The 14110-nt window shown below is 62.4% G+C and carries 10 protein-coding genes; all 10 read right to left on the bottom strand.

Features of this window, described 5'->3' with window-relative positions:
* Positions 1 to 86: 86 nt before the first annotated feature.
* A complete protein-coding gene (locus P3G59_RS15575; protein ID WP_277757944.1) occupies positions 87 to 773 on the bottom strand; it encodes a glycosyltransferase in 687 nt (228 codons plus the stop codon).
* Entirely contained in the window at positions 770 to 1369 is a 600-nt protein-coding gene (locus P3G59_RS15570; protein WP_277757943.1) for an SAM-dependent methyltransferase, read from the bottom strand. The genes P3G59_RS15575 and P3G59_RS15570 overlap by 4 nt, the downstream gene beginning before the upstream one ends.
* Entirely contained in the window at positions 1366 to 2136 is a 771-nt protein-coding gene (locus P3G59_RS15565; RefSeq protein WP_277757942.1) for a PIG-L family deacetylase, read from the bottom strand. Before P3G59_RS15565 ends, P3G59_RS15570 begins: the two co-directional genes overlap by 4 nt.
* Positions 2133 to 3131, bottom strand: coding sequence for an acyl-CoA dehydrogenase family protein (locus P3G59_RS15560; RefSeq protein ID WP_277762165.1), 999 nt, complete (start codon positions 3129 to 3131; stop codon positions 2133 to 2135). The genes P3G59_RS15565 and P3G59_RS15560 overlap by 4 nt, the downstream gene beginning before the upstream one ends.
* Position 3132: 1 nt before the next feature.
* Positions 3133 to 5292, bottom strand: coding sequence for a glycogen debranching protein GlgX (glgX, locus tag P3G59_RS15555; RefSeq protein ID WP_277757941.1), 2160 nt, complete (start codon positions 5290 to 5292; stop codon positions 3133 to 3135).
* A 226-nt stretch (positions 5293 to 5518) separates the two neighbouring features.
* Positions 5519 to 5833: a DUF2934 domain-containing protein gene (locus tag P3G59_RS15550; protein ID WP_277757940.1), complete on the bottom strand. Its 315-nt coding sequence runs from the start codon at positions 5831 to 5833 to the stop codon at positions 5519 to 5521.
* 27 nt (positions 5834 to 5860) lie between these two features.
* The gene (locus tag P3G59_RS15545) at positions 5861 to 8629 is read right to left on the bottom strand and encodes a malto-oligosyltrehalose synthase (protein WP_277757939.1); all 2769 of its coding nucleotides are present in this window, start codon (positions 8627 to 8629) and stop codon (positions 5861 to 5863) included.
* Positions 8626 to 10704, bottom strand: coding sequence for a 4-alpha-glucanotransferase (gene malQ, locus P3G59_RS15540; RefSeq protein WP_277757938.1), 2079 nt, complete (start codon positions 10702 to 10704; stop codon positions 8626 to 8628). Before malQ ends, P3G59_RS15545 begins: the two co-directional genes overlap by 4 nt.
* On the bottom strand, positions 10701 to 12503 hold the full coding sequence (treZ, locus tag P3G59_RS15535; protein ID WP_277757937.1) for a malto-oligosyltrehalose trehalohydrolase: 1803 nt from the start codon (positions 12501 to 12503) through the stop codon (positions 10701 to 10703). Before treZ ends, malQ begins: the two co-directional genes overlap by 4 nt.
* Before the next feature lie 18 nt (positions 12504 to 12521).
* Positions 12522 to 14108 (bottom strand): glycogen synthase GlgA, encoded by a 1587-nt coding sequence (glgA, locus tag P3G59_RS15530; protein WP_277757936.1) that lies wholly within the window; start codon positions 14106 to 14108, stop codon positions 12522 to 12524.
* Between the last annotated feature and the right edge of the window lie 2 nt (positions 14109 to 14110).

Below are 14110 nucleotides of genomic sequence, written 5' to 3'. Positions count from 1 at the left end.
GTGAAGGCTGGTTGAATGCCTTGCGACGCTCCGAACCCTGGATTGCCGCGCAGCAGAGTATTGCTCATGAAGGCAGATCCGTCGCGTCACAGATCAATCTGATCCGCTTTTTTTTGCTCCACCTGTGCCAGATTTCGCAGATAGTCACCAAAGCCACCGCGAGCACGGCTGTCGAATCGAGCGCTGGTGTGGACTTGCGGGCGATGACTCCAGGCGATGTTGGCACCGTCCCGTTCCAGCTCCCTCACCAGCTGCACATCTTCGTCGCACGCCAACGGTTTAAAGCCTCCGGCCCAGCGATAAGCGTCGGCGCTGATGCCCAGATTAGCGCCATGAATGTGCCGATGGCCATCGCAGGCACGGTAATGCCGGTGGTAGCGGATTTGCGCCGCCGCATCGAACGACTCATGCCAGCGTTCGACCGTGACGGTACCGCAGACTGCGTCCGCACCCAAGCCCAACTGCGCCACCAGCCAGTCGTCGGCCACGCGGCTGTCGGCATCCGAGCAGGAGATCCAGCGCGCGCCGCGCTCCAGCAAAAGCTGTGCACCCGCCGCGCGGGCCTTACCAACATTGCGCGCGTCGATGTGAAGGCTCAGCACTGGATAGCCGCTGACAATTTGCGCCGAGCGGTCAGTGCAGCTGTCGAGCACCACCAATACCTCGACCCGTTCGCCGGCCAGCAAGCCGTGCCGGCTGGCGCGCATCGCTGCCTTCAGGCAATCGTCGAGCAAGTCTTCCTCGTTGTGCGCCGGGATCAAAATGCCGATCATCGCAATCCCTCCAGTGCCGCCACCGAGCGCGGTTCGCGGCTCCACAGCTCAAGGATGAAATCCGCTTCCTGATGCAGCACCAGTCGCGGCAGATGCAGTTTTTCGTGGATCAGGTCATGAACCTGTCGCGCGTTCAGCGGGCAGCCATCGATGGGCGGACGCCAGTGACAGGCGAGGAGCTGGCCGTCGGCAGTCAGGCAATCACTGGCCCGACGGATTACTTCTGTCAGATCTTCGCCATCGAGGTAGTAGCCGATCTCGCTAAATACAATCAGGTCGAATTTTTCCTCCGGCCAGTCGCCGGGAAGACGGTTTTGCCGCACTTCGGCGTGATCGAACAGACTCAAACGCGTGCGCGCCAAGGTCACCGCCGCACTGGCGGTGTCGCAGCACAGCAAGCGATCGCAGCGGCTGGCCAGTTCGGCGCTCAACTCGCCGTTGGCGCATCCCGGCTCAAAGATTGCCCGATAATGCGGACGCGGCAGGGCGGCGAGGGTGATCGCGCGTTTGCGCTGCTCGTACCAGCGATCGCGGAAGGCCCACGGGTCATCGTTGCCGGCAAACAGGCCGTCGAAATAGCGATCCTCGACACTCATAGAAACACCACTTCGAAGGGCTGCAACAGGCGATCAAGCACGTAGGGCGCCAGCACCGGAGCGAGTCCGGCGTCAGCATCGCCTTCCAGTTGACTGGCGAAGGCATGCACCGCGTGGCGCTTGCGCGCGACTTGCGCCGGCGTCAGGAGAATCTTGCGTGCCCGTTGCCAGGGTACGACGGCGTCTTCCGGGGTTGCCCAGTGCCACGTCCACACCGGCAGTTCATGGCAACTCGCACCGACGCGGCGGGCGGCCTCGGCACTGGCGCGGCCGACGGCTTCGTGGTCGCAATGGCCGTCTTCGCGCCACGTGGTAAAAATGACATCTTCGGCGCGCAGATGGCGCTCGAGGAAATCGCTCAGCTCGGCTTCTTGCGCCGCCACCTGGGTGTCGGTGAACCCGCCACGCAGCCACTTCAGACGATGCATGGGTACGCCGAGACGGCGCAGTGCTTCAGAGGATTCCTGCGGACGGATCACGCTGAGGCGCTCGACGGACCAGCGCTCGGAACCGGGATGACTGGCGCTGCCGTCGGTGACCGAGATCAGTTGCAAAGGTCGGCCAGCGGCGGCGAGCAGTTGCAACAAACCGCCGCAACCGAGCACTTCATCGTCAGGGTGCGGCGCAATGATCACCGCCCGCGAACCCGGCGGGACCAGATCGAGAACATCGATGCTGTCCAGTTCCGCCAGTTGCCGCGAGCCCTGCCATTGCTGCAGTGACGTGCCTTGGCCGACGATCGGATTATCTTTCTTGACCGCGCTCATAGCCGCCATGCCTCCCTGGATTGGGCGGTGACCATTTGGCCCAGGGCCGCGAGGTCGCGTTCGGCGTGGCTTTGCCGCAGGAACACCGGCAGATCAGCGCTGAGCCGGGCAAAGTGGCGATTCTTGCAAAACGGCCCGGCGCCGAGGGCGCGACCGACTTCACGGATCACCTGCTCAGCTGACTGTTCGACCACCGCGCGGGCACGACGGGCGAGCAGTTCGGCGTTGTCTTCGGGATGTGCATCGATGTGCAGGGCGCTGAAACGCAGCACATCGGCGGCTGCCTGCAAGGCGCTATCGACCGCGCCAAGGTGGGCGAGGGCGTGCGGCTCCGGGCGCTGTCCACACTGTGCGCGCAACGCTTCGGCAATTTGCCTGGCGGCGCCATACCAGCACGCCGCAATCCCGATCCCGCCTTGCCAGAAGCCCGGTCGTTGCAGATAGTCGCCGGGATTGCCGATGGCCTGCGCTTCGGCGCCGTCGAACAGCACCTCCACGCTGCCGGTGGCGGCCATGCCCACGGCTTGCCAGCCTTGCTCGGTGACGGTCACGCCAGGTTGGTCGAGGGCGACGGCCACCAGTTGTTGCTGATCCTCGGCATCCCACGCGGTGAGCAAGGCATGGCTGAGCACGGCGGCCCCGGAGCACCAGGCCTTGCGCCCGTGCAGCGTGACCATGTGCCTGGCCTGGCTGACCTTGACTCGCGCCTGCGGCGGTTCAGCCGCCCACATGCCCCAGGTGCTGCCCGGCGTCGGCGTGCCGCCCAGTTGCTCGATAATCGCCAGTGCGTCGGTATGGCCTTCGAACAGTTTGCACAAACCGAGATCATGCCCGGCGACCTGCGCCAGACACTGAAAACGTTCCAGCGTGTGGCCACTGCCCGGCAACGGCAAACGGTCCAGCCCGGCCTCGACCATGGCCCGCAGACAATTGCCGAGGGCCACCGTGTCGGCATAGTCCGGCGGACGGCGAGCGATGTAGTTGTGCAAGTCCATATCAGTCTTCTTCTTCACGTTGCAGTTCGAACAGCAGCAGCGAGCGCCCGGTGACCGAGTATTCGTGGCCGAAGTCGAAGCGTTCCTGGCCACGGATCGCCGGCTGATTGGTGTCGATCATGCAGGTCCAGAAACTGCCTTCCGGCACTTCCGGCAACGTGAAGTTGACGACGTCATGATGGGCGTTGACCACCAGCAGCAGGGTCGCGTCGGCGCCTTTGCGGCGAATGCCGGTTTCTTGCGCGCGACCATCGAGCAACATGCCCAGGCAGCGATTGTGCGCGTCGTGCCAGTGCTCGGTGGTCATCTCGGTGGCGTCCGGGGCCAGCCAGGTGACGTCCTTGACGCCGATGTCCTCGTTGTACTCGCCAACCAGAAAACGCCCACGGCGCAGGATCGGATAGGCCAGACGCAACTTGATCAGACGTTTGACGAACTTGAGCAGGGCCTTGCCGTCCTCGCTCAGATCCCAGTTGACCCAGCCGATTTCGCTGTCCTGGCAATAGGCGTTGTTGTTGCCGTCCTGAGTGCGCGCGAACTCGTCACCGGCGACGATCATCGGCGTGCCTTGGGCCAGCAGCAACGTGGCGAAGAAATTGCGCATCTGCCGGTGGCGCAGGGCATTGATTTCCGGATCGTCGGTCGGGCCTTCGACGCCGTGGTTCCACGACAGGTTGTTGTTGCTGCCGTCCTGATTGTTCTCGTCGTTGGCTTCGTTGTGCTTGTCGTTGTACGAGACCAGATCGTTGAGAGTGAAACCGTCGTGGGCGGTGATGAAGTTCACCGAGGAATACGGACGCCGCCCGCGCTGGTTGAACATCTCGCCGGAGGCGGTCATGCGACTGGCGAAGTCGGCAACCTGGCCGTCATCACCTTTCCAGAACGCACGCACGGTGTCGCGGAACTTGTCGTTCCATTCGACCCAGCCCGGCGGGAAGTTGCCGACCTGATAGCCACCGGGGCCGCAGTCCCACGGCTCGGCGATCATTTTCACCTGACGCAACACCGGGTCCTGACGACAGGCGACGAGGAAGCTGTGGCGCTCGTCGAAACCGTCGTGATAGCGGCCGAGAATGGTCGCCAGATCGAAACGGAAGCCGTCGACATGCATCTCACTGGCCCAGTAGCGCAGCGAGTCGGTGACCATTTGCAGCACGCACGGATGACTCAGGTCGAGGGTGTTGCCGGTGCCGGAATCGTTGATGTAGAAGCGTTTGTCATCCGGCATCAGTCGGTAGTATGAGGCGTTGTCGATGCCGCGCATCGATAGGGTCGGGCCTTGCTCGTTGCCTTCGGCGGTGTGGTTATAGACCACGTCGAGAATCACTTCGAGATTGGCTTCGTGCAGGTGCGCAACCATCTCCTTGAACTCGGCGATCTTGCCGCTGGCGAGATAGCGCGGGTCGGGGGCGAAAAACGCGATGCTGTTGTAGCCCCAGTAGTTGGTCATGCCTTTGTGCAGCAAGTGCTGGTCGTTGACGAAGGCGTGAATTGGCAGCAACTCGACCGTGGAAACGCCGAGCTTGCGAATGTGTTCGAGCACGTCGTCGACCATCAACCCGGCGAAGGTACCGCGCACGTTCTCCGGCACCGCAGGGTGGCGCATGCTGATGCCGCGCACATGGGTTTCATAAATGATGGTCTTGTCCCACGGCACGCTGACGCGGTGGTCGTTGCCCCAGGTGTGCGCCGGGTCGATGACCTTGCATTTGGGCACGAAGGGCGCGCTGTCGCGTTCGTCGAAACTCAGATCGGCGTCAGGGTGGCCGATGGTGTAGCCGAACAGCGCTTCCGACCATTTCAGTTCGCCGACCAATTGTTTGGCGTACGGGTCGATGAGCAATTTGTTGTGGTTGAAACGGTGGCCGTTGGCCGGGTCATACGGGCCGTAGACGCGGTAGCCGTAGATCAGCCCCGGGTGCGCATCGGGCAAGTAGCCGTGGTAAATCTCGTCGGTGTATTCGGGCAGTTCGATGCGTTCGAGTTCGACCTCGCCGGCATCGTCGAAGATGCACAGTTCGACCTTGGTGGCGTTGGCGGAAAACAGAGCAAAGTTCACCCCCAGACCATCCCAGGTCGCTCCGAGCGGGAAGGGCAGGCCTTCACGGATTCTCGACGGCTCGGCGTGCGCGGTGGGCTCGGCTTTCTTTGGACGGGTCATGATTGCTCCTGCAAAAATCGGGATGGTTCGGTTGACACTGTTTCCCCTGTGGGAGCGAGCCTGCTCGCGAAAGCGCTGGGTCAGCTAACAGAGGTGTCGGATGTGCCGACGCTTTCGCGAGCAGGCTCGCTCCCACAGGGGTTTTGTGTGTTTCTTGAGGGCGAGTGAGCCCTGGGTGGCGAGCTGACCCGCCACACATTGATTCATTTCAACAGTCCGGTAAGCGTCAGATCGCCGAAGGCTTTCGCGGCGCTTTAGGCTTTTTCTCGGCGGCTTTTTCGCCCGGGGGAATCACTTTGGCGGCGCTGGCGGGTTTGGCTTTGGCCGCAGGTTTCGGTTTGGCGGCCGGCGCTTTGGCCTCGGCGGCCTTGCCTGCGGTTTTGCTGCCGGCAGCCTTCGGTGGTTTCTTCGGTGCCAGGGCTTCCGCTTCGGCCAGTTTGCGCGCCATCTCCCAGTGGCGCTCCTCGTGCCCTTCAGGCTTGCCTTCCGATTCCCAGATTTGATAGGCGAATTCGCGAATGCGTTTATCGTCGGTACTCATCGCAATGCTCCTGATCTGAACTCATGCTCACGTTAAGTGTTGGATAAAGAGATTGACCGGGACATCCCCCAGCGCGTCGCTGATATTCAGCTCCCTGTTTTTTGTGACTGCGCGGCTTGAAAAAAGTCCCTTCAGGTTTGTTTCAGAGGCGGCGAACGGTAGAACCACCCGCGTATCGCCCCAGCGCAGCGCATCAACCTGAGGTACAGCACCGTTTTCCAGCAGGTTTGCGCAACGGATCGGCACGATCACGATGGCCTGCTGCCCCTCGTGCTCACGGGCAAACGCGAGCACGTTGTGCGCCTGACTGCCGAGCACTTCCAGGGCCTGGTAGCTGCCACGGCGGAACAGCTCGGCATGCTCGACACGCAGGTTCAACACTTGGGCGATCAAGGCTTGCTTGATGCGCCCGTCACGCCAGTGCGGCAACAAGTCCGCGATCGGCGCAGGTGCTTGCAGTGATTGCTCGCGAGCGGCGTAATCCACCGGCCGGCGATTGTCCGGATCGACTAGGCTGAAGTCCCAGAACTCGTTACCCTGATACAGATCCGGCACCCCCGGCACGGTCATGCGCAGCAAGGTTTGCGCCAAGCCATTGAGGGCGCCGGCAGCGGCGATACTGTTGACGGTCTTGCTCAGTGCTGCGCGCAGCAGTTCGCCTTCTTCACCGGTGAGGAGTTTTTCCGTGAACGCCTGCGCGGCGTTTTCATAGGCTTCATTGGGTGCGCTCCAACTGCTTTGCAGCTTCGCCTCGCGCAGGGCTTTCTGTTGCCATTGCCAGATGCGTCTGGCGTAGTCGGCGAACCCGGCCTGATCGTCATCGCACAATTGCAGCGGCCAACTGCCCAGCAACGCTTGATAGAGGATCAGCTCATCGCCGCTCGACGGCATTTGCTCGTCAACCCGCACCGGGCGGGCGAGGGCGCGCCATAGTTCGATCTGCTCGGCGTACCAATGGCTGCGTTCACTGAGCACGGCCAGCCGTGCGCGGGTGTCTTCGCCACGTTTGTGATCATGGGTCGCGGTGGCGAGCAAGTTGTCGGGGAATTCATTCAACCGTTGCTGATTGACCGCATGAAAGTCGCTGACCGGGGCACTGAACTGTTCAGTGTTGTAGCCGACGTCATTGCGCGACAACAGTACCGCCGAGCGGTACAGCGCGGTGTCCTCGACCGCTTTGGCCGCCGCCGGAGAAGTCAGTTGTTGAAAGCGTACGCAGGCATGCTTGAGAATCTTGCGTGAGCGGCCGTGCGGTTTGCGCCGCCACGGTGTGCCACCGAGCCAGGCGGCAACGCAGTCGAGCACCGGCCAGTCGGCTTCGCTCAGCGTTTGCCGGGCGCCGTCCATGGCCTGCTGGAAAAACACCTCGTCCTGCGCCGAGCGGCCCAAGGCGCTGATGTAAGTGCGGTACACCGGGAAGTGCACGATCAGCGCCTGCAACACCCGGCGGATTGCACCCAGGGTCAAATCGCGGGTCATCAGGTCATCGCGGGCGACTTGCAGCAGGGCCTGGGCGACGCTTTCGCAATCACTGGCCAGCGAGCCGTTGAGAATTTGCTGCCGCGCCAGTTGTGCTTCTTCGATGAACGCGGCGGGGCGTTCGCTGCGCCGTTGCCACAGATCACCGAGCACGTATTCGCCGTCCGGGTCGTGTTGCAGCAGCGACAACTGGTTCATGAACTCATAACCGGTGGTGCCGTCCACTGCCCAGTCGCGGCGCGGGGTTTCACCGGCGCCGAGGATCTTCTCTATGTAGATCGGCAGGTGCCTGCCCGGTGCCAGCAGATCGACGCGCCGCCGCAGTTTGCGGCAATAACCACGCGGATCGGCGAGGCCGTCGATATGGTCGATGCGCAGACCGTCGACCAGCCCTTCAGCGATCAACTGGAAGATTTTGCCGTGGGTGGCTTCGAACACCGCCGGGCGCTCGACGCGCAGCCCACCGAGCTCGTTGATGTCGAAGAAGCGCCGCCAGTTGATGTCGTCCGCCGCCGTGCGCCAACTCGCCAGACGATAGCTCTGACGCTCCAGCAATTGATGCAGCTTGTGGAAGCCTTCCTCGGTGGTGGAATCGTAGTGCGCCAGAAGGCTTTGGATCGCGTCGAGCGTTCGCGGATCGCTCGCCAGTTGCCGCAACTCTTCCTTTAATGGCATGGCCAGCGAATGGGCGTCGGTCTGATAGCTGAGCGCAGTGAAACGATCGGCCAGTGGTTTCAACGCCTCTGCGGATTTGAGCAACTCACCGTAATCATTCGGGCAGATCGGGAAGTGATGGTCGTAATGCTCGACGTAAAAGCTGCCGGTCTGCGCATTGAAGCGCAGCTTCAGCGTGCCTTCCTGCAACGCGACCCCGTAATCGCTGCCGAGAAACGGCAGCAGCAACTGGCCTTCCATCAGCGGGTCCGGCGAGTGCCACTGGATGTCGAAGAATTCGCCATAGGGACTCAGGCGTCCCCATTCGAGCAAATCCAGCCACCACGGATTGTCATTGCCGCCGACCGCCATGTGGTTGGAAACGATGTCGAGGATCAGCCCCATGTCGTGGTCACGCAGGGTGCTGACCAGACGCCGCAACGCGGGTTCGCCACCCAGTTCCGGATTGACCTGAGTCGGGTCGACCACGTCGTAGCCATGCATTGAACCTGCGCGGGCGGCGAGCAGCGGCGAGGCGTAAATGTGGCTGATGCCCAGTCGGGCAAAGTACGGCACCAGCGGCACGGCTTGTTCGAGGGTGAAGCCCTTATGAAATTGCAGACGTAATGTCGCACGCAATGGCTGGATAAGCGTTTGATTCATTGGTCACGCTCGGCAGCCTGGAGGCGCGCGCACGCCAGTAGTTCAAGACGTCGCGCCGCATCCGCGCCATCGAGCAAGGTTTCGCTCGGGGCGGGCAAGCGTCGCGACCAGTTCGGATGGGTGTCGATGGTCCCCGGCAGATTGGCCTGCTCGTTAATGCCCAGCGCATCTTCCAGCGGTAACAGCACCAGCGGCGCACGGGTGTGGCCCAGGAAACGCACGCTGGCATCGACCACTTGATCGGCCTCGTGGGACTCCTCGCGAAAATTCTGCGGGTCCTGACTCAAGGCGTTGCGCAGGCCTTCGCGCTCGCGCTGGCGGTGATGGCGCCATTCGATTTCGCCGTTGGCGTCGACAAACCCCAGGCGCGCGTTCCAGTCGATGTCGCGGCCATGCCACCAGCCATTGAGCGTCGGCAGGTCGTGAGTGCTGGTGGTTGCCAGCGCATTGTCCGGCCAATCGAGAATCGGTTTGAAATGGCTGTTGTTCTGTTCGAACAACAGCACGCGCATGCCGAGCATGGAGCGGGCGATGAGTTTTTCCTGCAAGCCATCGGGCACAGTGCCGAGGTCTTCGCCGAGGACGATGGCTTGATGACGATGGGATTCCAGGGTCAGCAAACGCAGCAGATCATCCACCGGGTAATACAGGTAGGCGCCGTCGGCGGGCGCGGCGCCATTGGGGATCACCCACAAGCGTTGCAGGCCCATGACGTGGTCGATGCGCAAGCCGCCGGCGTGGGCGAAATTGGCACGCAGCATGTCGATGAAGGCACGAAAACCATTGCGAATCAGGCCCTCAGGGGAAAACGCGGAAATCCCCCAGCCCTGGCCGGAGCGATTGAGAATGTCCGGCGGCGCGCCCACGGTGAGCGAGGCGAGCAATTCATCCTGAAAGCTCCACGCCTGACTGCCGGCGCCGTCAGCACCGACGGCCAGATCGGCAATCAGGCCGATGCCCATGCCGGCACTGCGGGCAGCGGTTTGCGCACGCTCGAGGCAGCGGTGGATCAGCCATTGGCAAAAGGCGAAGTAGCCGATGCGCTCGGCATATTCCTCGGCAAAGGCTTCCAGCGCGGCGCCGCGCGGGTCGTGCCAGTGCTCTGGCCATTGCCGCCAGTCGAGGTTTTCGCCACGGGCGGCGCGCATTTCCTGAATCGCTTCGAACCGGCAGTGGTTTTCCAGTGCTTCGCCACCGGCGTGGCGGAAACTGGCAAAGTCGGGGTGTAACGGATGGTCACCGGCGACGAAGCCTTCGTACAAGGCTTGCAAAAGCTTTTGCTTGGCCTCGGCAGCCGCAGGCCAGTCGATCAGTTTCAGGTCTTCGAGTTGCGCAAACTGCTCGGCCAAACCTGTGGCATCGATCGCATCGCGCAAGGCGCGTTCACCGAGAATCGCGCCCGGTGCGGCGTACAGCGGATTAAGGAACAGCCGGCTGGACGGCGAATAAGGGCTATAACGGCCGGTATCGGCGCTGAACATGGCGTGCAGCGGGCTGATTGCCAAGGCATCGGCGCCACGCTCACCGGCCACGCGCACCAGTTCTTCCAGCGCTTGAGTGTCGCCGAAACCGCCGTCGCCGGGACGGCGCAAGGCATACAGCTGCGCACTCAAGCCCCAGGCGCGGGGAATCGGGTTATCGACCGCATCGCCGACGCTGAAGCAGCGCTCCGGGGCCACAGCGAGGGTGAAATATTGATCGGCGATGTGTACTTGTTGATAGCCCACCGGGATCAGGCCCGGCAACACCGCTTCGGAGTCGAGTTTCAGGTTCAACCGCGAGCCGTCTTCAAGATGAATTTCACACGGAGTTTCCGGGGCGAAATAGCGCGCCAAGTCAACGCCGACGCCGACATCGCTGGTCAGCAGCGGCGGCAGATGGCGGTCTTGTTGAACGGCTTGCAGTTCCAACAGGCTGGCGTCGATTTCCTGCGCCGTGCTGGCCGGATGGCCGAGCCCGATAAGCACATTGCGCAGCACCGCCGGGGCGACTTTTTGCGGACGGCCGTTGGCGTCGATCCAGTCGACGGCAAGGCCGGCGCGGCTTGCAAGAATTTCCAGTTGCGCATCGCTCATAGGCGCTCTCCATTCAGAGGTTGCAAGGGGGTTGCGGCCGTGAGGCTGACGAGCGCGCAATACGGGGGAAGCAGGCCCTCATCGGCGTGTTCTTCGGCGGGTGGCTTTTGAAACAGCCACACTGCGCCGGTCCGTGGAGGGTTGACCACTGCCGTATCGCTGAGGTTCAGGTCGATTCGCAGCTCACTGCCATCGCCCAGGCGCCAGCGGGCGCTGACGGCCCCGCGCCCGAGCATTTGCGCGCCCAGGGCCTGGGTTCCGCAGAGGTGCGGGATGATGTATTGATGGCGCAGTTGCAGGAGCTGGCGGTACAGCTCAAATGTCTCTTTCTGCTGCGCCGTGCCCTCGCCGATCAGCCGTGGCTGTGAGGCATGGAAGGTCTGTTCGGCATTCGGGTCGGGGATCTGCTCGCGTTGGTGCGGGTCGGTAAAGGCGCTGAACGCGGCAAATTCGTTGCGCCGGCCTTCACGTACCAGCTCCGCCAGTTCGCCGTGGTGGCTGGTGAAAAACAGGAAGGGTTGCTCACACGCAAACTCGTCGCCCATGAACATCAACGGGATCATCGGCGAGAGCAGCAGCAACACGGTGGCGGCTTGCAATGCCCGCGGATCGGCCAGTTGATGCAGGCGCTCGCCGAAGGCGCGGTTGCCGATCTGGTCGTGGTTCTGCAGGAACAACACAAATGCCGTGGAGGGCAGGTGTTCGCTCGGCTCGCCACGGGGTTCGCCGTGACGGGTGATATGGCCCTGGAACACGAACCCCTGACTCAGGCAGCGCGCCAGTTGCTCGGTCGGCTGCATCGCATAATCGGCGTAGTAGGCGTCGGTTTCTCCGGTCAGCAGCACGTGCAAGGCGTTATGACCGTCGTCGTTCCACTGTGCGTCGTAGTCTTCTTCGAGCAGGCTCGACTGGTTCAGTTCGTTCTCGACCGTGAGCCAGACATGCCGTGCCGGATCGACTTGCTGGCGGATGCGTTGCGCCAGTTCACGGAGAAAATGCGGGTCCTCGATGGCATGTACGGCGTCCAGGCGTAAGCCGTCGAAGCGGTACTCAAGCAGCCACATCAGGGCATTTTCGATGAAGAATTCGCGCACTTCACGGCGCCTGAAATCGATCCCGGCGCCCCATGGCGTGTGTTTGTCCTCGCGGAAAAACCCTTTGGCGTAGTGGCTCAGGTAGTTGCCATCTGGGCCGAAGTGGTTGTAGACCACGTCGAGTATCACCGCCAGACCGTGGCCGTGGGCGGTGTCGATCAAATGTTTGAGTTGCTCCGGCGTGCCATAGGACGCTTGTGGCGCGTAGTGCAGAACGCCGTCGTAGCCCCAGTTACGCTCGCCGGGAAACTGCGCGATGGGCATCAGTTCAATGGCGGTAATGCCCAACTCGGCGAGCCGCGACAGATGCGCTTCAATGGCCGCGAATCCGCCCAGCGCACCCACGTGCACCTCGTAGATCACCGCTTCGTTCCACGGCCGACCGTGCCAGGTACTGTGTCGCCATTGATAGGCCAGCGGATCGACCACCACGCTGTGGCGGTCGAGGTCACCGTCTTGCGCTCTGGAGGCCGGGTCCGGCACCTCCAGTTCGCCATCGATGTTGAAGCGGTAACGCGTACCCGCCGGGCAGCGGGCCTTGATCACGAACCAGCCATCTGCCTGCGGCAACATCGGCAGTGACTGGCCGTCTCCCAGCTCGACGCTGACGTAAAACGCATCCGGCGCCCACAGCGCAAATTGTGTATGTTCGGCGTCCTGCATGATCGCGCCGTGGGGCCAGTTCTCTTGGGTCCGTAACGGCATTGTGTGACAACTCCGTGATTATTTGTGGTGAGCTTTACCCAGCGCCTTGGCCACCAGTCGTTCGTAAAGTTCAGCGTACGGTTCGACAGCCTTGGACCAGTTGAACGGTGCAGCCATGGCGCGGCAGCGCATGGCGTTGAGCAACTCGGGAAAGGCGAACACCTTGAACGCACGGCTCAGGGCTTCCTGATAACTCTCGGCGGTGGACTCATCAAAGAGGAAACCGGTGACGCCGTTTTCAATGGTGTCGGCCAAGCCGCCGGTATTGCGCGCCACCGGCAACGAACCGAAACGCTGGGCGTACATCTGGCTCAAGCCGCACGGTTCATAACGCGATGGCATCAGCAGGAAATCGCTGCCGGCGAACATGCGGCGGGCGTCGGTTTCGTTGAAGCCGATGCGCACACCGATCTGGCCGGGGAAACGCAGGGCGAGTTCGCGCATGGCTTGTTCTTCTTCCGGCTCGCCACGCCCGATGATCGCGATCTGGCCGCCGTTTTTAACGATGTACTCGGACACCGCTATCGTCAGGTCCAGACCTTTTTGATAGACCAGTCGCGACACCACGGCGAACAGCGGGCCCTCTGAGTCATTCAATTCAAATAACTCACGCACATGCGCGGCGTTGACCGCTTTGCCTTCCCAGTCACCAATGGCGAACGGTGCGAACAGGTGCGGATCGGTGGCAGCGTCCCAACTCTCATCGATGCCGTTGGGGATGCCACTGAGCAAGCCTTGCTGGGTCTTGGCGGCGAGAAAGCCGTCGAGGCCGCAGCCGAAATCCGGGGTGGTGATTTCCTGCGCGTAAGTCGCGCTGACCGTGGTGATATGGCTCGAATAAGCCATGCCGGCCTTGAGAAACGACATCTTGCCGTAGAACTCCATGCCTTCCTGTTGCAGGGCATGGGTGGGAATGCCGAGTTCCGGGCACGAGCCGAGGCTGGTCACGCCTTGATACGCAAGGTTGTGAATGGTGAACAGGGTCGGCGTGCGCTGCCCGCGCCAGTGCATATAAGCCGGGGCCAGACCGGCCGGCCAGTCATGGGCGTGCACCAGATCCGGGCACCAGTGAATCTGGGCGAGATTGGCGGCGATATCGGCAGCCGCGAGGCCCAGGCGGGCGAAACGGATATGGTTGTCCGGCCAGTCGCGGCCGTTGTTCGCGCCGTACGGCGAGCCTTCACGCTCGTAGAGCTCGGGGCAGATCAACACGTAGATCACCAGACCGTCGGGCATGTCCATGCGCCCGATCTTGCACGGCGGCAGCGCTGCATGGCCACCGAGTTCCCCGATGATGTGGATCGGGTTCTCGCTGTGCATCACCTGCGGATAACCGGGGATCAGTACCCGCACGTCGTGCAGATGGGCCATGGCGCGGGGCAGGGCGGCAGACACGTCACCCAGGCCGCCGGTCTTGACCAGATCGGCGATTTCCGAGGTGACGAACAATACTTTTTTCTTGTTGGGGTTCTGGCTCGCTACTGGAGTCAGCGTTTTGGTGCCGGGGACGTTGATCTGTCGGCTGCCGGGAACACTGATGGTGCTCGATTCACCAACCGCCTGCTGAGCACGCTCTCCCTGAATATCCAATGCCGCACTGATCATAT

Origin of the sequence: Pseudomonas sp. A34-9 (genome assembly GCF_029543085.1) — a bacterium.
In the GTDB taxonomy this organism is placed as follows: Bacteria; Pseudomonadota; Gammaproteobacteria; order Pseudomonadales; family Pseudomonadaceae; genus Aquipseudomonas.
This window is presented reverse-complemented; position numbering and strand designations above follow the sequence as displayed.